This window comes from Paenibacillus sp. FSL M7-0656 (assembly GCF_038003225.1).
In the GTDB taxonomy this organism is placed as follows: Bacteria; Bacillota; Bacilli; order Paenibacillales; family Paenibacillaceae; genus Paenibacillus; species Paenibacillus amylolyticus.
In genome coordinates this window covers 5,690,434-5,713,353 of sequence record NZ_JBBOOT010000001.1, presented here as the reverse complement: position 1 = coordinate 5,713,353, position 22,920 = coordinate 5,690,434, and the positions used below count along the sequence as shown (strand labels likewise).

The following is a 22,920-nucleotide window of genomic DNA, read 5'->3' as shown; positions in this document are numbered from 1 at the left end:
CTTCACTCTCCCGTCCAACGATGAAACGCTGAATACGCATTGGATAAAAAACTTATAATGACAAATCCGTACCCGATCAGTGTCCATCTTGCCATGATAATTGTAGAGAACTGTTTCCTTCTCTTGGATACGAAGTACCCCACATAGATGGCTATAGCAAGACCTGTCGCAATAACTTTGAGATCCAAGAGTAGAATCCAGCGTCTTTCCGCCACAATGGATAATACGGCAAGCATCACAGAAACACCAAGGAGCGGTGTACCTATGAAATTAGCACCATCCATGTATTTGCCGATCACTTCCAGGCTTGGCATCCGTCGCATCGTATCATTCCACTTTTTTTTCTTCAACTTACGGTGCAGGAACAGATATAACATGGCAAATACCGTAGCAACGGTTAACGCCGCAAAACCAAGATTCGCCAAGGTAATATGCATAATGAGTAATCCATGTACCGTTTGCCAGTTATGCAGTGATATCTCTCCGGCCGTAAACCACAGTCGGTTTAATACCGTAACGGAAAAACCTACAACATTCAGCAACAAAATCACAAATTCGGAACGCTGGATGCGAGTCATGACGAGAGACATCAGCACAATACTGAATGAAAATATAAACAAAAAATCAAAGGTGGTATAGATGGGGAAATGGCCTTCAGTCCACATGCGCAATATGACATGCGTTACCTGCAATCCCCAAACAACGACAAGAAACCCTGTGCCTGTCCGCTTCGCCCCCGCATTGCGTCGAATGCAGTCCGAGAAATAGAACAGTAGGCTCAGGGCATACATATAGATTAGAGCTTCATAAACTTGTTCAGCAAGGGTCAAGCTGCCCACCCGCCTTATACGCCTGCCGGAGCATAAGCCGGCACGGGGTCTTGCCGGTTTTCGTTAAGGTGAGCGGCTGGTTTCGCCAGAGCTGTAGCATCACTCTGACTCACTTTTTCAGCGGCCATCTCTACTGCATCTTCCAGAGCGAAAATCTGAGTAAACATGCGCAGAGCTTCATCACCTTGCTTCGTGCCTGCCATTTCCTTAATCCGATTAATCGGATCTGTCGTCATTTGGTTCACAATACTCTTGGTCAGACGACGAATGACTTTACGTTGATGTTCATCGAGCTCAGGCAGTTTATTAAACAGGCTATCCATCGTTTCTTCATGAATGGAGACACCTTTTTCCTGCAAAGCCCGAATAACGGGACGAACACCCAACGTTTTGAGCCAATGGTAATAATCCTCCATCTCAAGCTCAATCATTCTCTCAATTTTGGCAGCTTCCACCTTACGCATCTCCAGGTTGCTCTCCACGATTCCTTCCAGATCATCAATGTCATAGAGAAATACGTTGGATAATTCACCAATCGCCGGATCAATATCGCGTGGAACCGCAATATCAATCAGGAACAATGGACGAGATTGACGACGCTTCATGCTCTCCCGTACCACTGCTGCATCCATGACATAACGTTCAGCTCCAGTCGAACTAATCACAATATCAACTTCATTCAGTCGATCTAATGCCTGTTCCATCGTACAAGGTGTCCCCCGGAACTTGGCTGCCAATTCTTCAGCTCTTGCGAGCGTTCGATTCGCCACGATGACCTCGGATGCCCCGTTGGCATAGAGATGTTTTACGGTTAGTTCACTCATCTTGCCGGCACCCAAAATGAGCACCTTCTTGTCTGTGAACATGCCAAAAATCCTCTTACCGAGTTCAACAGCAGCATAACTGACAGATACGGCGCTCTCCCCGATGGAAGTCTCCGAATGTGCCCGTTTGCCCAGCGTAACTGCCTGTTTGAACAGCATATTAAACCAGGTACCTGTTGATTTCTCTTCTTGCGCTTTAAGAAAAGCCTGTTTCACCTGTCCAAGAATCTGAGTCTCACCAATGACCATGGAATCTAGTCCGCAGATGACGCGGAACAAATGGCGCATGGCTTGATCATCTTCATATATATATAAGTGTTGCGTAAATTCTTCCCGTGGTACGTTAAACCATTGTTCCATGAATGTTCGAATAAAATAACCACACATGTGAAGACGGTCCACCACAACATACAACTCGGTACGGTTACATGTGGCTACGATTACACCTTCCAATACACTCTTGGTCAGCTTGAGCTGCTGCAGCGCTTCAGACAAATCCTTTTCTGCAAATGTGAATCGTTCCCTAACCTCTACAGGCGCCGTGCGATAATTCAAACCAACGACAACGATGTGCATTGCAAGTTCACCTGCCTAATAAATTTCCAATCAAAGTGCTTACTGCATATGTCTATCCATTTATGATTGACAAGGTTAATTATATCACACATCATAGCCATGACCGGGTCATTTTTATGAAATGTTTATGAAATCACCATGTTCATCATCATATGCACTGTCATTTATTGTAGTGTCTCACCAAAGTTCACCGTTATGCGTTAAAAAGTGTCCATTATGAATATTCATAACGATACGCATATTAAAACAAATAGCCATGGAATTATTCCATGACTATTAGAGTTTGGGAGGTTATGTGTCCATCCCGATATGTGAACATTGTGTATGCAATATACTTTTTATTTAAACCCGTTCAATCTGGTTGTTCATGTCTGGTGTTTCAACTTGCAATTCGCCCAAACCACGTACCAACTTCTTTGCATACGTTGTTTCAGGCTTTAATACGGATACCAGGTAGTCAATAGCAAGCTGTGGATCTACAGTCTCCCCACAAGTGTAACAATCAATCGCTGCAAAACCTCTCTCAGGATACGTATGAATGGAGAGATGGCTCTCAGACAATAGTACAAGTACGGTCGCTCCCTGTGGATCAAACTGCTTGGATTGTACGGACATCACTGTCGCGCCACATGCCTCTGCTGCTTCAATCATTTGGGCTTCCAGATACTCTGCATTGTTCAGTAGATTAAAGTCAACACCCCAAGTATCAACAGCAACGTGTCTTCCGAAAGTTGAATATTCCATCCTTCGGTTCCCCCTTCCTAGGAATAAAATGTTTGAAAAATTTCATCCGCTAGGACCTACGTCATTCACTTCCCGAGGGAAAAATCTCTCGCAACATATAATGTCCTGAGTGAATCCTGGTTCCTATTTTGTTTTCAACGAGATTAAAAATAACATTGAATCAGAGTGAAATCAACCCTTTTCCAGAAGATTGTAAAATAAATATTTTCAATTCGGAATATTCCATCTCACATCAAAAAATCCCCCTGCAACCTCCACATTGGCGAGTGCCACTGCACGGAAGATACAAGGGAATTCATTATATACATATACGTTTATAAACATACAATTTTAAGCTAATAAGCTTCAAGCTCAAACAACCGTTTTTGATGACGAGCAAGGGTCTCATCAATCTGATGGAGCTGATCAGCAGTCGCATCTTTTCTAGTGTCCAGTAATGAATCGATCTCGGCATACACACGGTTGATTTCGCGTTCTACATCTCTGGCCTGGAACAGATGTTGCAATTCAAGCAACGTGTTTTTGTATTCATAGATCACTCGGGTGTTCTCCCCGGTCTTCTCCACAATTTTGCGGACAGTGCCTTGAGCATAAACATACGTCATGGTGAACCCTTTATAGATCCGATGAACGACCCCGTCACCCTTAAAAGTCACAAAGAGCTTCCGGACAACGTTGGTCAGATGCAGATTCACCAGGCGGCAAGATAATTCACAGATATAAAACCCTTCTATGCGGTCAAAGGGGAAATGCACTTCTTCTCCACTTACATCCCCCAGCACAACCTCCTGACAACCATTGTCCAACACCTTAACCCGGTGATGAAGCCTGCCGTCTTCTGTCATGCGCAAAAACTGATGCATCTGGGGTTCTGACAATTTCATAGTGGCCTTAACGTACTCTGTGGCTAACCGCTGAGCCATACAAATCCCTCAATTCTTTCCCGATTGTTTTGTCTTCCTGCACATGTAGCAGTCATCTCAAAATTCTTCAGGCCGGCATGGCCGGTAATTTTGGTACTGTTGGCAATATGCACCTATGCTCATTATACACTACCCTAACGTTATTTTTCTCCAGACCCAGATAATGAATTGTCACGAAATCCCTTAAAAAACCGGATTAATCTGGATCTCATCAAAGATTCATTTAGCATGCTCGCTTTCCTGCACTAAAACGGTATACTATCTCGGTTATCCGTTAATTTCGTTGCTTTCTTCCTCATCAGAAGCACCCTCTGCATCCAGCACTGGTGCATACTTATCTATGCGGGCATGGCGGGTAATGATGTCCCATAACTCTTCTTTCCCCAATCCCTCTTCGGATGAAAACGGCACAAACAAATCCCCTGAACGAAGACCAAGTGATTCCTTAATGACTTTGATATATTTGGCTCTGCGTGTTTTTGGAATCTTGTCCATCTTGGTGGCTACAACAACCAAAGGCAGTCCATTATGACGAAGCCATTCGTTCATCATCTTGTCCTCCTTGGACGGTTCATGTCTCATATCAACCATCTGCATGACCAATTTCAATTCCTCGCGTCCCAACAAATATTTCTCCATCATTTTGCCCCAGGCAAAACGCTGCTCTTTGGAAACTTTGGCGTAACCATATCCCGGGAAATCGACGAAGTAGAGATCCTGATTAATTTTATAATAGTTGAGTTGCTGTGTCTTACCCGGTGTTGAGCTAGTCCGAGCCAAATTTTTACGATTGATCAAACGGTTGATCAGGGAAGATTTCCCCACATTGGAGCGTCCCGCCAAAGCAATCTCTGGCAGACCGTCCTCGGGGTATTGTTCAGGCCGAACGGCACTGATAATAAATTCAGATTGATTTACTTTCATATTGTATCTTTCCTCTCTTGAACGCCTGTGCTATGCATCACCTGTTGAAGGTATTATGCCATGGATTGTTCTATCATACCAAAAAAACCGTTCCAGCGGACGCCGAAGCCTCCGCAGAACGGTCTACTCTTCATACGAACCTTTCGGATACGTGGATTACAGGTGAATTCCTGTCTGCTCAACAAGTGCATGCTGCAATACCTGATCCATATGGGCTACAGGGACAAACTCCACATCTTCCTTGATGCTGTCTGGAATGTCACGCAGGTCCCGTTCGTTATCCTTAGGCAATAATATTTTTTTATAGCCGGCACGATGGGCCGCCAGTGATTTCTCTTTCAGACCACCAATCGGCAGTACACGTCCACGCAGTGTTATTTCACCAGTCATCGCGATATCCTTGGACACATGTTTGTTCGTCAAGGCTGAGATTAACGCTGTTGCCATCGTAATCCCAGCAGATGGACCATCCTTCGGAATCGCTCCTTCCGGAACGTGGATATGGATATCGTTCTTCTCATGGAAGTCAGGCGAAATTCCAAGCTGTGTAGCTTTGGAACGGGTGTAACTGAATGCGGCTTGTGCCGATTCCTTCATGACATCCCCCAGTTTACCTGTGAGAGTCAATTTACCTGTTCCAGGCACAACAGTCACTTCAATGATAAGGGTATCTCCACCCACTTCAGTCCACGCCAGACCCGTTACGGTACCAATCTGATCTTCCAGTTCGGCCATACCATAACGGAACTTGCCAGGTCCAAGGTAATCTTTGATCTCATCGGATGAGATGTTAATCTGACCTTCCACACCAGATACGATGTTCTTGGCAGCTTTCCGGCACAACGAAGCCATCTGCTGTTCCAGGTTACGCACACCTGACTCCCGTGTATATTCACGAATTACACGCAACAACGCGTCATCCGGGATTTCCAATTGCTCTTCTTCCAAACCATGGTCCTGCTTCTGTTTGGGCAACAAATAGTTTTTCGCAATTTGTTGCTTCTCCAGTTCCGTATAACCAGGGATGTTGAGCATTTCCATCCGATCCAGCAATGGACGCGGAATATTGTGTACCGTGTTGGCAGTTGTTATAAACATAACGTTGGATAAGTCAAACGGCAATTCTACAAAATGATCACTAAACGTATTATTTTGTTCCGGATCAAGTACCTCAAGTAACGCTGCGGAAGGATCTCCGCGGAAGTCTGAAGCCATCTTATCAATCTCGTCCAGCAGGAATACCGGATTAAGTGACCCTGCCGTTTTCATCCCCTGGATGATACGTCCAGGCATGGCGCCGACATAGGTACGTCGGTGACCACGAATCTCAGCTTCATCCCGCACGCCGCCAAGAGATATTCTTACAAACTCCCGACCTAGCGATCTCGCGATCGAACGAGCAAGTGATGTTTTACCGACCCCTGGAGGTCCGACCAGACAGAGAATTGGTCCTTTGAGCTTCTTGACGAGCTTCTGGACAGCCAGATATTCCAGCACACGTTCTTTGGGCTTTTCCAGTCCGTAATGATCTGCATTGAGCACATCTTCGGCTTTTTGGATATCCAGATCATCCGCTGTCATCTGACTCCAAGGAAGGCCAAGCAGCCAATCCACGTAGTTGCGAATGACTCCGCCCTCGGCTGAACTTGCAGGCATTTTCTCCAGTCGATCAATTTCTTTCTCGACCTTTTCTTTCACCTTGTACGGCAAGCCGAGTTCTTCCATCTGAGTGCGAAGTTCCTCGACCTCACCCGCACGGCCTTCTTTTTCACCCAGTTCTTTCTGGATCGCTTTCATCTGCTCGCGCAAATAATATTCCTTCTGCGTTTTCTCCATCTGTTTCTTCACACGTTGGCTGATCTTGCGTTCAAGCTCCAGCACTTCGCGCTCATTGTTCAGGATATCCAGTAATTTCTCCAGACGTTCCCGAACGTCGATGGTCTCCAGAATTTCCTGTTTATCCTTGATCTTCAAGGACAGGTGACTCGTGATAACATCGGCCAGACGCCCTGGTTCTTCAATGTCAGACACCGCTGCGAGTGTCTCTGGTGTGACTTTTTTGGACAGATTAATATAATTCTCGAACTGGTTCAGAACGGTACGCATCAAGGCATCCGTCTCCGGATGGGTATTCTCCTCTTCAGGCAGCTCTTTTGCCAGTACTTCATAATATTCCTCGTTGTCCGTATATTCAATAATTTCAGCCCGTTCCAAGCCTTCAACGAGTACACGAATCGTACCGTTCGGAAGCTTCAGCATCTGTCTGACCTTGGCCACGGTTCCGATTCTGAAAATGTCCTCTTGTGTTGGTTCTTCAATATTTACTTCGGCTTGGGAACATAGGAGAATCAGATGTTCTTCTACCATCGCTTTTTCTAAAGCCTTGACCGATTTCTCCCGGCCCACATCGAGATGCAGTACCATACTCGGGTAGACGAGAAGTCCTCTTAAAGGCAGTAAAGGAAAACGACGACCTTTCGCTTTGCTCGGTCCCATCGCTTTCGCACCTCCAATGGCTCTCAGGTTGTAGTCATTCATTATTCTATCAAATGTTCACATAAAAAACCAATGAAGGGAAGCGCTTAGCAGCTTCCCGAATCTGTAACCTGTCCTGGACGAGGCACGTCCGCACGCAAATAGGAAGCGGATGCCGGTGGAAAAATCTCCGGTGCAGGTGCAACTGTCTCCTCTGCAAGCTTCGTTTGTTCCATTTGTTGTGATTCCGGAACCCAGGCGAACACTTCACGGAATACGTCCTGTACCGTATCTACCGGGATAACGCGCAAGCCATCCAGATTCTCAAAAATGGACTGCCAGTTCTCCGCGGGAATAATAACGGTCTTCGCTCCAGCCTGAAAGGCAGCCTCCACCTTGGCTAGCACGCCACCGATAGGCTTAACCCGACCATGAATACTGATCTCGCCAGTCATCGCTGTCTCATGATCCACAGGACGCCTCTGAATGGCTGATGTAATGGCAGTCGCCATGGCGATCCCGGCGGATGGACCATCAATAGGCGTCCCACCTGGGAAATTCACGTGTAAATCGTAATCATTCGGACGAATACCCATGGCTTTTAATACGGTTAACACATTTTCAACCGAGCCTTTGGCCATACTTTTTCGCCGGAGTGTACGCGAACCGCCTCCAATCTCTTCTTCATCCACAACGCCTGTAATGTTGATTCGGCCTTGATCTTTAAGAGCCGGAACAGCAGATACTTCGATCTCCAAAATGGTTCCCATATTCGGTCCGTATACCGCCAAGCCGTTAACAAAACCCACCTGCGGCTGTGTCGGGACCTTCCGATCAGGCCGTGGCTGAATCTGACTGCTACCCGCCACCCACTCCACATCAGACGCCTGAAGCGTCTCACGCTTCTCTGTCAGCGCAAGTCCAGCAGCCAGCTGGATGATATTGACCGCTTCACGTCCATTGGTTGCATATCGCTTGACCACATCAACGGCATCCGGACATGGACTGAACCCTATTTTCTGAACAGCATCCTCTGCAATTCGCCCAATCTCCTCAGGCAACAAAGGTCGGAAATAAACTTCCATGCAGCGGGAACGCAGAGCTGGTGGCAGTTCATGAGGCGAACGTGTCGTTGCTCCAACAAGGCGGAAATCGGCCGGCAGGCCATTTTGAAAAATATCGTGGATATAAGCAGGAGTATGCGTGTCTTCCGAGTTATAGTACGCACTCTCCAAAAACACCTTGCGATCCTCCAATACTTTCAACAGCTTATTCATCTGAATCGAATGTAATTCACCAATTTCATCAATAAAAAGCATTCCCCCATGCGCTTTCGTCACAGCGCCCGGTTTTGGTTGGGGAATACCAGCAACGCCCATAGCTCCTGCTCCCTGATATATCGGATCGTGGACCGAACCAATTAAGGGGTCCGCAATACCACGCTCATCAAAACGAGCTGTTGTTGCATCCAACTCCGTGAATTTCGCATCTGGCTTGAAAGGCGATGTTGGATTCTTCTTAGCCTCTTCCAAAACGACCCTTGCCGCGGCTGTCTTCCCGACTCCGGGAGGGCCATAAATGATAACATGTTGCGGATTAGCACTGCACAAAGCAGCTTTAAGGGCACGCAGCCCGTCTTTTTGCCCAACAATATCGTTAATGGTAGCTGGACGCGTCTTCTCCGACAACGGCTTGGTGAGTGAGATCGAACGCAGCTTGCGCAGCTTCTCCAGTTCCTTGCGAGATTCACGCTCAACGGCACTGCGGTTTGTTTTCTGACCACGCAGCAGGTTCCAGAAATATAAACCAATCACCACTCCAAAAAATAACTGAATCAACATGATGACCATACCAAATTCCATGTCTTCACATCCTCCTATTTTGTCGCTATTCTCATATGAGATCATGCTAATACTTGGTAGTATAGCCTTTTCAACGCGACGTAAACGGGCGATGCGGAATTTGTATGCGAGAAAATAAAAAGCCCGCCATCGCTGGCGAGCTTTTGTTGTAACAAGATATGAATCAATCAGTGCGAACGACCAGGAATAACACCTGTCTCTTCGTAGGCTTCGACGATTTTGTCGATCTCTTTTTTTAATTCCTCAACCATGATTTCTTCAGGCACTTTACGAATCATCTTACCATGACGGAACAAGAGACCTTCTCCACGAGCACCGGCAATTCCGATATCCGCTTCTTTGGCCTCACCTGGACCATTAACCGCACAACCCAACACCGATACTTTAATCGGCACCTTCAGTTTGGAGATATACTCTTCCACTTCGTTGGCAATGGAGAACAGGTCGATGTCCAAACGTCCACACGTTGGGCAGGAGATCAATGTGGCTGCATTTGTAATAAGTCCAAATGTTTTGAGCAGATCACGAGCGACCTTAATTTCTTCTACCGGGTCCGCACTCAGTGAGATCCGCATCGTTGAACCAATACCCATGGACAATAGAGCTCCCATACCTGCGGAGCTTTTGATTGTACCGGAGAACAGTGTACCTGCTTCGGTAATCCCGAGATGCAACGGATACGGAATGATTTGAGCTGCTTTGGTATACGCCTCAATTGCCATCGGCACATCTGATGCTTTGAGAGACACGATGATATCATGGAAATCAAGCTCTTCCAAAATACCAATGTGATACAATGCACTTTCTACCATAGCATCTGCCGTAGGATACCCATACTTCTCAAGGAGATGGTTTTCCAAAGAACCCGCATTTACTCCAATCCGAATCGGAATGCCGCGGTCTTTACAAGCCTTAACCACTTCTTCCACTTTTGCACGTTTACCGATGTTACCTGGATTAATCCGAACTTTATCGATGCCGTTCTCAATCGCAAGTAAAGCCAGCTTATAGTTGAAATGAATGTCCGCTACGAGCGGTATATTAATGCGTTTTTTGATTTCCTTGATGGCTGCGGCAGCTTCCTCATTATTCACCGTTACACGTACCACTTGACAGCCCGCTTCTTCCAGTCGCAGAATCTCTGCAACCGTTGCTTCAACGTCTGCCGTTTTGGTTGTACACATACTTTGGATAATGACTTCGTTACTGCCACCGATCGTTACGTTTCCCACTTTCACGGGACGTGTATCCTGTCTTAAATACATGAGTGATTTCTCTCCCCACAACGTCAAAGCTCCACCCTGACAGAGACAAGAATTCGCCTTCTGCCAAAGTGGAGAACTGACAAGTCTATATTTCAGAGTTCAACGGGATTCAGGCCTTTTATTAGGCGCTCTCTTCCTGCTTATCGTCCTTCGATTGGCTTAGTTCAGGCACGACTCTTTTCTCAACAACTTCTTCGGTAATGACACAGTTCGTAACATCTTCACGTGAAGGCACTTCATACATGATTTCCAGCATAATACCTTCAATGATGGCACGCAATCCACGTGCACCTGTGTTACGTTTAATTGCTTCTTTTGCAATCGCAAGCAATGCAGCTGGTTCAAATACCAGATTCACATTATCAAGTTCAAGCAGTTTTTGGTACTGTTTGGTAAGCGCGTTTTTTGGTTCGGAAAGAATCCGTACCAGCGTATCTTCATCCAGCGGCTCCAAAGTGGAGATGACTGGCAGACGGCCTACAAATTCCGGAATCAGACCAAATTTCAGCAAATCTTCCGGCAATACCATACCCAGGTATTCACCTGGTTTCAGATCTTTTTGCTCAGAAACGGTATTAAAGCCAATGACTTTTTTACCGATCCGGCGTTTGATCATTTGCTCCAGACCATCAAAGGCACCGCCGCAAATGAACAGGATGTTTGTTGTATCGATCTGAATGAATTCTTGATGAGGGTGTTTACGACCACCTTGTGGTGGTACAGAAGCCACAGTTCCTTCAAGAATTTTCAAGAGAGCCTGTTGCACACCTTCGCCCGATACATCACGAGTAATGGATGGGTTTTCGGATTTACGCGCTACTTTATCAATCTCATCGATATAAATAATGCCACGCTCTGCTTTTTCCACATCATAATCAGCAGCTTGAATCAGTTTGAGCAGGATGTTCTCTACATCCTCACCCACATAACCCGCTTCTGTTAATGACGTAGCATCCGCAATAGCAAAAGGAACATTCAAAATTTTTGCCATCGTTTGCGCAAGCAACGTTTTACCAGAACCTGTTGGCCCTAACAGCAAAATGTTACTCTTTGACAATTCAACGTCTTCAATTTTGCTTTGTGTGTTGATCCGTTTGTAGTGATTATACACCGCAACAGACAATGATTTTTTCGCTTGTTCCTGTCCAATAACATATTGGTCCAGAATATTACGAATTTCTTTTGGTTTCGGAATATCTTTCAGGTCTACTTCTTCATCATGACCAAGTTCTTCCTCAACGATTTCGGTGCAAAGTTCGATACATTCATCACAGATGTACACGCCTGGTCCAGCGACCAACTTGCGTACCTGCTCCTGAGATTTACCGCAAAAAGAGCATTTCAATTGCCCTTTCTCATCGTTAAATTTAAACATGAAACCACCCCTTTAGGAATTGATCGGTCTACTGAGCACCTGGTCAATAATGCCGTACGTCTTAGCTTCTTCAGCGCTCATGAAGAAGTCACGGTCGGTATCCCGCTCAATTTTCTCAAGAGGCTGACCCGTACGATCGACGTATATTTGATTCAGTTTCTGACGTGTTTTAATAATCCATTCTGCGTGTATCTTAATATCCGCAGCCTGTCCTTGAATGCCGCCAAGCGGCTGATGAATCATTACTTCGCTATTTGTCAGCGCATATCTCTTGCCAGGTGCACCGGCTGTCAGCAATAACGAGCCCATGCTTGCTGCCATCCCTACGCAAATGGTAGATACATCCGGCTTGATAAATTGCATCGTATCGTATATACCCATCCCTGCGGTGACAGAACCACCAGGTGAGTTAATGTACAAGCTGATATCCTTCTCAGGATCGTCGGCTGCCAAAAACAAAAGCTGTGCTATGACAAGATTGGCTACATCGTCATCAATCGCACTGGTTAGAAAGATAATGCGATCTTTCAGCAAACGTGAATATATATCGTAAGACCGCTCGCCTCGATTGGTTTGTTCTATAACCATTGGCACCAGACTCATGAGACCAACCTCTTTTCTACATGTAATTAGACATAGGCCACCTGTAAAGCAAACCCAAATTCATTCTAACACTTTCCTGTGACAATGTCATTTTTCACAAGAGGGGTGAGACATCAATTTGTTTACTTTTTTAGCCTGATCATATTTAACCATGTTTTCTATGTATGTGCAAATTGAAGCCATCCTATGCCGTCTTGCCGTTTTTTATTTGCATGAAGTACATAGGTATGTAAAAAGTGTACGCGGATCAATAAAAATAGTGTTCATCCATATAATTACTTCATTTTCTATAAAATGGATGTCATAATTTAAAAATAAGGCACGCAATAATTCACGTGCCTTATCGTTTATTCAACTGACAAGTTGATAACAGCTTGTCTTATTTTTCGTCAGCTTCTGCAACAACTTCTTCAGCTGGAGCTTCAACCGGTTCAACAACTGTGCTGTTCTCAAGGAGAACGTCAATCGTTTTACGCAGTTTTACTTCATCACGAAGGCTGTCCAGGGAACCATTACCCTCGAGGATGCCACGGATCTCATCAGCAGGACGCTTGTAAGATTCAGCCATTTTTTCGAGTTCTTGATTCACTTCTTCATCAGACACTTCAATGTTTTCCGCTTTACCTACAGCTTCAAGCACCAGGTTATTGCGAACACGTTTGGAAGCATCTTCTTGCATTTGTCCTCTCAGGTCAGCTTGTGTCTGGCCAGAGAAGCTCAGGAACATTTCAAGGTTCATCCCTTGGTTGCGAAGACGGTTGTCGAAATCACGCATCATGTTTTGTACTTCGCTCTCTACCATTGCAGAAGGAATGTCCACTTCAGCGTTCTCAGCCACTTTTTCTACAACTGCATTTTCTTGTGCAGCTTTGGCTTCGTCAGCTTTACGGGATTCCAATTGTGTTTTCAGATCAGCTTTGTACTCTTCAAGTGTGTCGAATTCGCTAACATCTTTAGCAAACTCATCATCCAATGCAGGAAGTTGTTTGCGTTTGATTTCGTGAATTTTCACTTTGAATACCGCTTGTTTGCCAGCAAGTTCTGCTGCATGGTAGCTCTCTGGGAAAGTCACTTCTACGTCTTTGAAGTCGCCTGTGGACAGACCCACAACTTGTTCTTCAAATCCAGGAATGAATGTGTTGGAACCCAGTTCCAGGGAATAACGCTCAGCTTGTCCACCTTCGAAAGGTACACCATCAACGGAACCGTCGAAGTCGATTACTGCAACGTCGCCGTTAGCAGCGGAACCTTCGTCAATTACAACGAGTTCAGCGTGACGTTGTTGAAGACGCTCAAGTTCTTCATTCACTTCTGCGTCAGTTACTTCACCTTTTGCTACAGCAACTTCGATTCCTTTGTACTCACCAAGAGTAACTTCAGGTTTCACAGTTACTTTTGCTTTGAACTTGAATGTTTGTCCTTTAGCAAATTGTTCAACATCTACGTCAGGACGATCAACCGGGAAGATATCCGTTTGGTCGATTGCTTCTGTATAAGCTTCAGGAAGCAAAATGTCGATTGCTTCTTGATAAAGGCTCTCTACACCAAAACGTGCTTCGAAAATGGAACGTGGTACTTTACCTTTACGGAATCCAGGTACGTTTGCTTGTTTAACCACTTTATTAAAAGCTTTGTCGAGTGCTGCAGTTACACGATCTGCATCCACTTCAACCTCAAGAACCCCAAGGTTCTTCTCTATCTTTTCCCAAGTTGCTTTCATTGTATACTTTCCCCTCCAAAATTCACATGTTCACGTAGGCAATCACGTACAAAATAACCATTTTAGTATAAACAAGATTAGATTCTTTTTCAAGGGGAATCCCTTGATACAGTTTAAGGAAAACGTTTCCGGCCTCGATTAACCATCCAAACCGGCAGATACAAACTGTTTCATAGAACGATAAGCCTGTTCCAGTCGAAAGCGCATCGCGCCTGTCACAGCATACATTGAGCGGGTATTTTCCTCATCATGCGAACCACCCAGACTGTCTGCAACGGTCATATGTAGAGCTGCTGCCCATATATCTGTCATGGAATCATTTTCTTCCAGCATCGATACATAATCACGGGTTCCATACACCGCCATGACATATTGTATCCACAGTTCCTGGGCAAAATAAAAGAGCGTAGGTTCATGAACCTCCGTCTGATCTGCCACTCGTTCCAGAATCTGAACGATTTGGAGCGGGAATTCCTCTGGTCTAAGAGGCACGGTGTCGATCTCGACTTCAACCTGCTCTTCGCCTCTCGTAAACAGGATCATACCTTGAACACCTCGTCGACGCAAGGTTTGCAACACCCGAAATTGAAGCAGAGGGTGAAGCGACTTATCTTTTAACCAACTCGTAAGTGCCTCGTCAATCTTCGGTAGATCAAGATAGGCCAGTTGCTCCAAAGCCAGCATCGTCTGTTCAGACAGCGGCTCCTCCATTACTGTGCGAAGCATCTTATCTGCATAACCATCATCCTGTTCAAGCTTCATTCGGGCATGCTGCCGTGCCATGTCTTCCTCACTAATCTCTTCTTCCTCTTCTCGTTCTTCAAGAACGGCAGGCGAGGTTTCTTCATATTGAGGAAACGCAGCCTGAAGCCATTCGAGCAGAGCCCGCCATTCATCATAATGGCGCTCTTCCTGTCCCTGACATTGCAACAAAAAGTGAAGCAATTTCATCGCTTCACCATACCGTTCATTTTCAAGCATAACTGTCAATTGAATCTGGTAATAGTCCAGCGTCTTAGGAAACAGCACAATATTGTTGTTATGCTCGGTTTCCGGGGTCGTGGATTCCTTAATGGGAGCACCTCCTCTATATCCTGAATCTCCAGTCGGAATCAACATAAATAGATGTATATATTAAAACGATTGTTGATCTATTTTCTGAGTTCTCCTGATATTCTAACATAACCTTAAATATAATGAAAAAAACGTTACTGCCGCTAAATATCATATACGAAAAATAATTCAAAATAAAACGCTTGATATTCCTGTATGCATATGATAAAATCAATTTTGCTTGAAAAAATTCATGTCTCAGTAGCTCAGCTGGATAGAGCAACGCCCTTCTAAGGCGTCGGTCGGGGGTTCGAATCCCTCCTGGGACGTATAAAAAGAAGCTTCCTTCGGGAAGCTTTTTTTGCGTTCTGGGGATGAGAACCCCAACGGTTCGTCGGAGCATCCTCTTCGTTAGCACCACTTCGCAGTCTCGACTGCAAGGAGAGTATCCCTCCTGGGACGTATTAAAAAGAAGCTTCCTTCGGGAAGCTTTTTTTGTGTTCTGGGGATGAAAACCCCAACGGTTTGTCGGAGCATTCGCTTCGTTACATGCTCTATGTCGTTGCATTGGAGCATCCGTATTTGCTCATTCTATAAGCAACACGTTGAAGTATCGATGTTCTAACGAACACAGGACACTTTATTTGCTCCAAATTCAGCATTGTGGAATTCTAACGAATCTTAGAGAACTTATTTCACCATTCTGGGGTATTAACTCACTTATTCGCACTTCGTAGCCTGATTAACGTCGCTGAGGTTCGTTAGAATCTGAAAATAGCGGTTTTACCCATTATAAGACCTCGTGGATTCGTTAAAGTTCACAGGCTAGTCAAGACACCCAAAGTCCATTGGGTGTTTTTTCATTTCATTGCTCAACATTGACATAGAATGTTATGCTTACGGAGTGGGTAATGTAACAATCCATACATATTAACTTCTTAGGAAACAGGAGATTTTATCAATGTCATCTTCAATACAGCAACACTCATCTATCCATACCGAGGAAGAACATTCTTCGACATCCAAAAGATTCGGCCTGTTGTTAGCAGGCATTATCGTCATCGCCGCTACCATGAGGTCACCGATCACTGCAACGGGTCCCGTTGTGGAGATGATCCGCTCAGATACAGGTATCGGCCATTCAATGGTCGGGCTTCTGACCTCACTTCCTTTGCTCGCCTTTGCAGCAGTCTCTCCTTTTGCACCACGTCTTGCCAAGCGGTTAGGACTCGAATCTGCTCTGCTATTGGCTGTTATGATCGTAACCATTGGGGTGGCATTACGCTTGTTGCCTTCCGTTCTCTCCTTATATGCAGGAACCGCAATTTTGGGGTGCGGCATTGCATTAAGCAACGTGCTTTTGCCAAGTTTGATCAAACGTGATTTTCCATTGCGGGTAGGTATCGTCACCGGATTATACTCTGTATCCATGAATATATTTGGCGCCATCGCCTCAGGTGTGAGTGTGCCCCTAGCAGGAGCCACATCTATGGGTTGGCGTGCTTCGTTAGGCATGTGGGCCCTGTTGTCCATATTGGCGCTTCTCTTGTGGCTCCCCCAGATCGCCGCAGGACGTCAGCGAATGTTATTCATAGCCACACAGAGTGAAGGGACGCCTGTACGTCTACGGACCTCTTCCCTGGCCTGGTTCATTACTTTATTTATGGGTCTGCAATCTCTAATATTCTATACAACGATTACCTGGCTTCCCGAAATTCTTGCTGAGCAAGGATTCAGCCCCACCTCAGCAGGGTGGATGCTATCCCTAATGCAGATGGTTAGTGTACCGGCTACCTTTATCGTTCCAATCCTCGCCGGCCGAACGCGAGATCAGCGTGTTCTAACCGCGATAACGTGCTCTTCTTTAATTGTCGGGTATGCTTTATTGTTAAGTGGTATCGCTTCGCTCGTTACCATCGGTGTCACGTTGGCAGGAATAGGCGCTGGAGCTTCATTTGGAATGGTAACGATGTTCTTCGTCCTTCGCACAAAAGATGCCAGACAAGCTGCCAGCCTGTCCGGTATGGCCCAGTCCTTCGGATATATGCTAGCGGCAGTTGGACCTTTACTGTTCGGTATGCTTCATGACTGGACAAAAGGATGGACCCTGCCGTTGCTAATACAGGTCATTCTGGCCATCGCTTTGCTAATCGCAGGGATTCAAGCCAGCAAAAATAGGATGATCGGTTAGTCATATAATTCATTTACAAAAAAAACAAAACGGCCTCCATCCTGCGAATCAGGATGGAGGCCGTTTTTGCATAGAACAATTCCTTCATTAATTGAATCCATTTTAATCAATTTCAATGAGGAATGAACTTACTTCACTTTTACCTTAATCGTGTCTGTGCTGGTAACACCGCCTGCGTTAATTAACTCTGCCCGATACGTATACGTGCCCGATGTTTTCCCAGACAGTGTAGTCACAGCACTTTGCGCATAAGGTGTAGCCGAACGGAGTTCTTGCGTATCGATCAACTTATCATTTTCATAGAGACGATACTCTGTAGCGTTGGTCCCCCACCACAGGTTCATAGACACCTTATAATTGCCATCGCCATCCCAGTTATCGTGAGAAAGAACCGCTTTGCCTGGCGTTGCGTTGGTAACCTGAACAGTCAACGTCTGACTACGCGTTGTTCCCTTGTCGTTGGTCAGCTCAGCCACGTACGTATACGTGCCGTTGGCTTTGCCCGTGATCTTCGTCTGAGCAAACTGCGCCCAAGGCGCGTTGTAAGTCAACTTCTGCGTATCTACCAAAACCCCGTCCTCATATAACTTGTAGCTAGTTGCGTTCTCACCCCACCACAGGTTCATTGTAACGATATACGCGCCCTCTGGTAGGCCGTTGCCTACCCAGTTATTGTGAGACAATACAGGCGTACCTGGGGCCTTGGTTGCCGGAGTTTCAGGTTCGGTCTCCACGGCTTCCAATTTCAGTGCCGTATTGGCTGTACCCGAAAGCCCCTGTTGGTCTTTTACCGTAAGTTCAACAGCATACTCGCCTGCTTCAATTCCCTCCAAAGGAAGGCTGATGCTGCCATCAGCTTGTACTTCAAAGACTCCTTCTTTATAAACTGATCCATCCTCTTTTTTCACAACATACGTTGCTTCCAGAGAAGCGGCCGGATCAAACGTGATGTCCCATCCGCTGGCAAGCGCAGGAGCTACACGGAAGTACAAGTCTTCCACGCTACCGTTAAGGACAGCAGACTCATCCTCTTTAAACTCCAACGCTTCTGGTGCAGTTACAGCTGGAGCTGTCTTTTTCACCAAAAATGGCGAAGTGTCTTCCTTATAGGTTTTGCCGTCCGTACCAATAGTAGTGATGTCTACCGTATATAAACCATCCGGAATCTCAGTCACTTCATCGGTTGTGTAGTCTGCATATGAGCCGTCCCAAGCAAGGTTGTATCTTGCATTGGCATTGAAGTTAAAATAGTTACCAAAGATGGAGCCGATATAACCATCTTGATAATATCCACCTTCCGGATTAAGACCATCATAGATCTCAATCAGGGCAAATGTCATCGGATTATAGAATTCCATCGCAACATTCAGCGTATCCAATGTACCATCAGCCTTCAATGGATAGTGGAATGGATTTTTCTCAGTGCCTTTTACGGTTTCAATATATTTAACCCCACTCAACGTAACGTTGAAATGAGCAACATATGGCACAGTAAAAGTATTGGTTCCGTTCGAGAACTCAATGTATCCTTGTGCTTCTGTAGTCGCAGTAACCCCACGCGGAACGGTGATTGTCACTGCAAGTTCTTCCTCACCATTCAGTGTGAAGGAACTCTTGTCCACCGCAACGGATACACCAGCGACATTACGAGTTGGATTCACATTTACGGTGTAATCCCCGCCACTACCATTCAGCGCTTCAACTTTAATTGTTTTGGTAATCGTCTTTTCATCTGTGCTCAGGAAATTACCGTAGTTGATACTTCCGGTGATATTCTCCTTTTCAACAACAGAGCCACTTTCTGTGTATTGAGTTACATCAAGCACTTTGACAAAAGCCGCAGGATCAATGGTATTAACAGCCTGAATACGGCCAGCACCTTGATCAAATACATCAAACTTGGTTGTATCCAGCACTTTACTATTGTTCATCAGTGCAACTTTGATATCAAATGGAGTCCATTCCGGATGCTTCTCGATCAGCAAAGCAATCAAACCTGCTACATGAGGTGTAGCCATACTTGTACCTGATTTACGATCATAAGCTTGTGCGTAATCTGCGTCTGGCTCATCCTTGCCGTAGGCAGGAATCGTAGACAAAATGCTTGTACCTGGTGCAACAATATCCGGTTTGATGTCCAGTGTTACCTTTGCAGGTCCACGTGAACTGGATGAGCTCATTTCATCGCCCGGAGTTTGTGAACGTTCAAAATCACTAAAGCTCACTTCAACGGCTTGGCCTGCGTCCAGCTCAGCCTTGATCACATCTCCATCTTCCTTGGACATGCTCAGTGTTGGAATGAGTTCAAAGTTATCGCCCAGACTTACACCGATTGGACCCGGAATGTTGTTATATACAATAACAGCCACGGCTCCAGCTGCTTTGGCATTGGCGATTTTCTCTACAAATGCGATTTCACCACGCTGTATTAATGCCACTTTACCTGTAAAATCCTTACCTTCAAAATCAGTTGGCTTACCCAGTGCTGCATATTCAAGCTCATATTTCCCTGTCAAAACAGTTTCAGGGTCTGCCGACAGGCTCCATCCCATCAGATCCAGACGGTAAACCGACTCTGTAATAGCCAGTGGAGCTTCAGTCGGAGCAATTACAGACTCTTCTTCCACAGGAGCAGCTTCAGGAGAAGCTTCAACGGGTGCAGAAGGTGATGCAGATGGAGTATTTTCTTCCGTTGTAGCTTCTTCTACATTCAGATCTTCAGCTTCGTTAGAAACTGTGTCCTCCACAGCCGCTGCACTTTCCTCATCAGTAGTTGCAGGTACACCTTGCTCTGAAACTTCTGGTGCTTCTGTTCCAGGTGCCGTACCCAGTTCAGGAGATTGTTCAACCTCTGGCACCGGTTGTTGTTCAGGTTGTGCCTCTTCGCCTTCCTCACCAATCCAGAAGTGAGTATCGGCTGTAATCAGCTGGCTAGGTCCTGTAGAGTTACCTACCGTAATGGCCATTGCAGACGCACCCGGAGAACCGAGTGTATAACGGTTAGGTCCACTGTTACCACTTGCCACAACCGCTGTCACACCAGACAACATCGCATTGTTCAGGGCAACCGAAGTGATATAACTCGGGTCGTTGGCGGCGTTACCTAACGAGAGATTGATTACGTCCATGCCATCTTGAACAGAACGATCAATTCCGCCGAGTACCCATGAGGTTTGACCACTACCATACGGTCCAAGTACACGGTAAGCATAGATATCTGCTTCAGGAGCCACACCAACAATACCGTAGTCCCCTGCTTCGCGAGCAGCAACGGTACCCGCTACGTGCGTACCGTGAGATGTGTAATAGGGGCTTCCAAGCTCGTTAAGCTCAGGCTCGCCCGATCCTTTCCATTCTTGATATGTTGTTTCATACGGATCATTGTCGTTTCCAACAAAGTCCCATCCGCCTTTGTAAGCTTCCTGCAAATTAGGATGTTCATAGTCAATCCCTGTATCGATGACACCCACTTTGATGCCATTTCCTTTGTAACCCAGATCCCATACTTCAGGTGCACCAATAAAAGGCGCTGTGTCTTTCATGTACGGGTTCACTTCATCTGTCTCTGGCGCTATTGTAACTTCAAGGTCAGGATATACGCTGACCACGCCAGGTATTTGAAGCAATTGTCCCACCTGGTTTCCTTTAAGCTCAATCGCTACACCATTCAGGGCATATGCATATTCTTCCAATACTTCATGTTTGATTTTCTTCTGAGTGAGGCTATGTACAAATGACTGTTGTTGTTGCTCAACTTGAGTCACAGCCTTTGTTTCCATAGAGGAGGTAAAAGATTTTCCGGAGAGGGTTGATTCACCTTGCGCTACTGCAACAGGTTTATTGGAAAGCTCAACGATTACTCGGGTGTTCTCTCCACCCAGACCTTCCAAGCTTTTATCCAAAAATGGATCTGCCGCAAGTTTTGCTTCCCGTCCTGCAAGAATCTCTCTCCATTGCTTGGCTTCGGCTGTACTGGGTAAGTTGTCAAGCTGAATAACTGAATCTGCGGGAGCGGCTCCAGCCGCGGGGAGAATAATGGAAAAGACCATCAGAACACTTAATAACGTGGATATCAATCGTTTACTCAAGGCTTTGCCCCTCCTTTTAAATGTGAATACGTCACCAAATGATGGGTTCCTGCTGTTTGTGCGTACTGCAATACACACTCCAATTTCACCGCCTATCTGCAAGAAGATTGACCCTTGGTAAATTATTCTATCAAAATACCACATTTTCCTTCTAAATAATTACAAATATGATATAGAAATTACTTATATGGGTCTTCAGTATGATAAAAATATCCATTTGTAATTATTTGTCGTTTGAATATTTCATTTTTGAAATAATGCATCAAAAAAGACCAAGAGCCTCTTTATCCAAAAGAGGCTCTTGGTGTATAGGGGAAGCGTGGTTAGTATACAAAGGATCGTGATAGTTCGTCTAACATCGATAAAATTGCTACGTATCGCGAAATTTCACTTTATTCTGGCTTCACGGCTTCAATACGCAGGCGCTTGTAATCGGCATACATCGCATCATCTTTCCAAAGGTGAGACATCACGATCTGACTGGTTTCATGGCATATTTGTTGTATCTCTTCATGACTGAGACCGGCAAAATAGTCGCCTCCAAAATGAGCCAACCAGCCTACTATACCCTGCTCACCATCTGCCAGTCTGGTAGGACGGTCATAGTGATAGGCATGACGCACCATAAATCCACTTTGCTCTAAAATATGGCTATATTCTCCGATCGAAGGAAAGTACCAAGGATTGCGTTCCGATGCACGAATGCCCGTGTTTCGCTCCATAACCTGCTCTAATGCATTCACAATGGTCTGCACGTTCCCTTTACCACCAAATTCTGCTACAAAACGCCCTCCAGGCTTCAAAGATTTCCATATACTATCCACCACTAATCGCGGGCTTCGCATCCAGTGCAGGGCTGCATTGGAGAAGACGGCATCATATAGTCTATTCGTCTCAAACTGATGACCGTCTCCTTCCACGAACTCAAGTTCAGGGAATTTCTTCCTCGCACGGCGAATCATGTCCGTCGATGCATCCATGCCAATAACTTCAGCTCCAGTCAGAGAAATTTCATGCGTCAAATCCCCCGTCCCACAACCCAGATCAAGAATGTATTCCCCTTTTTGGGGTTGAAGCCAAGAGATCAGATTTTTGCCGTATCCGGACACAAAAGCCAGTTTGTTGTCATACTCATCTGGTTGCCATTGATTTAATGATTTCATGGATACCACCGTCGCTTTCGTTATTGATATCCTCATTGTGACACAGAATTGTTTATTCTTTAAATATATAAACTCTATATTTTTTATAGGTATAACCAATAAAAGGGCTAACGAAGCGGATGCTCCGACGAACCATTGGGGGTTCTCTTCCCTTGAACGAAAAAGAAGAAGCTTCCCGAAGGAAGCTTCTTCTTTTTAACGTCCCAGGAGGGATTCGAACCCCCGACCGACGCCTTAGAAGGGCGTTGCTCTATCCAGCTGAGCTACTGAGACAAATATGTATAATAAATTTTCGGCGCGGTTC

15 protein-coding genes and 2 tRNA genes are annotated in these 22,920 nt (G+C 45.5%); 2 read left to right on the top strand and 15 right to left on the bottom strand.

What is annotated here, in order from left to right:
* Positions 1-2: 2 nt before the first annotated feature.
* The 12 genes from ccsA to MHI01_RS25095 all read right to left on the bottom strand — a co-directional run bounded on the left by ccsA (position 3) and on the right by MHI01_RS25095 (position 15,240).
* On the bottom strand, positions 3-830 hold the full coding sequence (ccsA, locus tag MHI01_RS25150) for a cytochrome c biogenesis protein CcsA (RefSeq protein WP_036605894.1): 828 nt from the start codon (positions 828-830) through the stop codon (positions 3-5).
* 14 nt (positions 831-844) lie between these two features.
* Entirely contained in the window at positions 845-2,230 is a 1,386-nt protein-coding gene (gene hemA, locus MHI01_RS25145) for a glutamyl-tRNA reductase (protein WP_036605893.1), read from the bottom strand.
* 342 nt (positions 2,231-2,572) lie between these two features.
* The gene (speD, locus tag MHI01_RS25140; RefSeq protein WP_127548249.1) at positions 2,573-2,974 is read right to left on the bottom strand and encodes an adenosylmethionine decarboxylase; all 402 of its coding nucleotides are present in this window, start codon (positions 2,972-2,974) and stop codon (positions 2,573-2,575) included.
* A gap of 335 nt (positions 2,975-3,309) precedes the next feature.
* Entirely contained in the window at positions 3,310-3,897 is a 588-nt protein-coding gene (locus tag MHI01_RS25135) for a hypothetical protein (RefSeq protein ID WP_036605891.1), read from the bottom strand.
* A 267-nt stretch (positions 3,898-4,164) separates the two neighbouring features.
* Positions 4,165-4,821 carry a ribosome biogenesis GTP-binding protein YihA/YsxC gene (yihA, locus tag MHI01_RS25130; RefSeq protein WP_100527752.1) on the bottom strand — a complete coding sequence of 219 codons (657 nt, stop codon included), beginning with the start codon at positions 4,819-4,821 and terminating at the stop codon, positions 4,165-4,167.
* A gap of 156 nt (positions 4,822-4,977) precedes the next feature.
* Positions 4,978-7,317, bottom strand: coding sequence for an endopeptidase La (lon, locus tag MHI01_RS25125; RefSeq protein ID WP_340984359.1), 2,340 nt, complete (start codon positions 7,315-7,317; stop codon positions 4,978-4,980).
* Positions 7,318-7,403: 86 nt separating this feature from the next.
* Positions 7,404-9,158: an ATP-dependent protease LonB gene (gene lonB / locus MHI01_RS25120; protein WP_036605888.1), complete on the bottom strand. Its 1,755-nt coding sequence runs from the start codon at positions 9,156-9,158 to the stop codon at positions 7,404-7,406.
* Positions 9,159-9,325: 167 nt separating this feature from the next.
* Positions 9,326-10,423 (bottom strand): flavodoxin-dependent (E)-4-hydroxy-3-methylbut-2-enyl-diphosphate synthase, encoded by a 1,098-nt coding sequence (gene ispG / locus MHI01_RS25115; protein WP_017692591.1) that lies wholly within the window; start codon positions 10,421-10,423, stop codon positions 9,326-9,328.
* A gap of 121 nt (positions 10,424-10,544) precedes the next feature.
* Positions 10,545-11,798 (bottom strand): ATP-dependent protease ATP-binding subunit ClpX, encoded by a 1,254-nt coding sequence (gene clpX, locus MHI01_RS25110; protein ID WP_036605887.1) that lies wholly within the window; start codon positions 11,796-11,798, stop codon positions 10,545-10,547.
* A 12-nt stretch (positions 11,799-11,810) separates the two neighbouring features.
* Positions 11,811-12,401, bottom strand: coding sequence for an ATP-dependent Clp endopeptidase proteolytic subunit ClpP (clpP, locus tag MHI01_RS25105; protein WP_036605886.1), 591 nt, complete (start codon positions 12,399-12,401; stop codon positions 11,811-11,813).
* Between the two features lie 379 nt (positions 12,402-12,780).
* Entirely contained in the window at positions 12,781-14,121 is a 1,341-nt protein-coding gene (gene tig / locus MHI01_RS25100; protein ID WP_340984358.1) for a trigger factor, read from the bottom strand.
* A 138-nt stretch (positions 14,122-14,259) separates the two neighbouring features.
* Positions 14,260-15,240, bottom strand: coding sequence for a hypothetical protein (locus MHI01_RS25095; protein WP_370511445.1), 981 nt, complete (start codon positions 15,238-15,240; stop codon positions 14,260-14,262).
* 189 nt (positions 15,241-15,429) lie between these two features.
* Here MHI01_RS25095 and MHI01_RS25090 point away from each other — a divergent pair.
* A tRNA-Arg gene (locus tag MHI01_RS25090) sits at positions 15,430-15,503 on the top strand.
* A 632-nt stretch (positions 15,504-16,135) separates the two neighbouring features.
* Positions 16,136-17,365 (top strand): CynX/NimT family MFS transporter, encoded by a 1,230-nt coding sequence (locus tag MHI01_RS25085; RefSeq protein ID WP_340984357.1) that lies wholly within the window; start codon positions 16,136-16,138, stop codon positions 17,363-17,365.
* Between the two features lie 128 nt (positions 17,366-17,493).
* Here the strand turns inward: MHI01_RS25085 and MHI01_RS25080 are convergent, their stop codons facing one another.
* The 3 genes from MHI01_RS25080 to MHI01_RS25070 all read right to left on the bottom strand — a co-directional run bounded on the left by MHI01_RS25080 (position 17,494) and on the right by MHI01_RS25070 (position 22,889).
* The gene (locus MHI01_RS25080; RefSeq protein ID WP_340984355.1) at positions 17,494-21,453 is read right to left on the bottom strand and encodes a S8 family serine peptidase; all 3,960 of its coding nucleotides are present in this window, start codon (positions 21,451-21,453) and stop codon (positions 17,494-17,496) included.
* 392 nt (positions 21,454-21,845) lie between these two features.
* A complete protein-coding gene (locus tag MHI01_RS25075; RefSeq protein WP_340984354.1) occupies positions 21,846-22,616 on the bottom strand; it encodes a class I SAM-dependent methyltransferase in 771 nt (256 codons plus the stop codon).
* Between the two features lie 199 nt (positions 22,617-22,815).
* Positions 22,816-22,889: transfer RNA gene (locus MHI01_RS25070), tRNA-Arg, on the bottom strand.
* Between the last annotated feature and the right edge of the window lie 31 nt (positions 22,890-22,920).

What these genes read in the sequence shown, in the direction of transcription:
- hemA (WP_036605893.1), bottom strand. Translation starts at nt 2,230, where the DNA reads ATGCACATCGTTGTCGTTGGTTTGAATTATCGCACGGCGCCTGTAGAG.
- speD (WP_127548249.1), bottom strand. Translation starts at nt 2,974, where the DNA reads ATGGAATATTCAACTTTCGGAAGACACGTTGCTGTTGATACTTGGGGT.
- MHI01_RS25135 (WP_036605891.1), bottom strand. Translation starts at nt 3,897, where the DNA reads ATGGCTCAGCGGTTAGCCACAGAGTACGTTAAGGCCACTATGAAATTG.
- yihA (WP_100527752.1), bottom strand. Translation starts at nt 4,821, where the DNA reads ATGAAAGTAAATCAATCTGAATTTATTATCAGTGCCGTTCGGCCTGAA.
- lon (WP_340984359.1), bottom strand. Translation starts at nt 7,317, where the DNA reads ATGGGACCGAGCAAAGCGAAAGGTCGTCGTTTTCCTTTACTGCCTTTA.
- lonB (WP_036605888.1), bottom strand. Translation starts at nt 9,158, where the DNA reads ATGGAATTTGGTATGGTCATCATGTTGATTCAGTTATTTTTTGGAGTG.
- ispG (WP_017692591.1), bottom strand. Translation starts at nt 10,423, where the DNA reads ATGTATTTAAGACAGGATACACGTCCCGTGAAAGTGGGAAACGTAACG.
- clpX (WP_036605887.1), bottom strand. Translation starts at nt 11,798, where the DNA reads ATGTTTAAATTTAACGATGAGAAAGGGCAATTGAAATGCTCTTTTTGC.
- clpP (WP_036605886.1), bottom strand. Translation starts at nt 12,401, where the DNA reads ATGAGTCTGGTGCCAATGGTTATAGAACAAACCAATCGAGGCGAGCGG.
- tig (WP_340984358.1), bottom strand. Translation starts at nt 14,121, where the DNA reads ATGAAAGCAACTTGGGAAAAGATAGAGAAGAACCTTGGGGTTCTTGAG.
- MHI01_RS25095 (WP_370511445.1), bottom strand. Translation starts at nt 15,240, where the DNA reads ATGTTGATTCCGACTGGAGATTCAGGATATAGAGGAGGTGCTCCCATT.
- MHI01_RS25085 (WP_340984357.1), top strand. Translation starts at nt 16,136, where the DNA reads ATGTCATCTTCAATACAGCAACACTCATCTATCCATACCGAGGAAGAA.
- MHI01_RS25075 (WP_340984354.1), bottom strand. Translation starts at nt 22,616, where the DNA reads ATGAAATCATTAAATCAATGGCAACCAGATGAGTATGACAACAAACTG.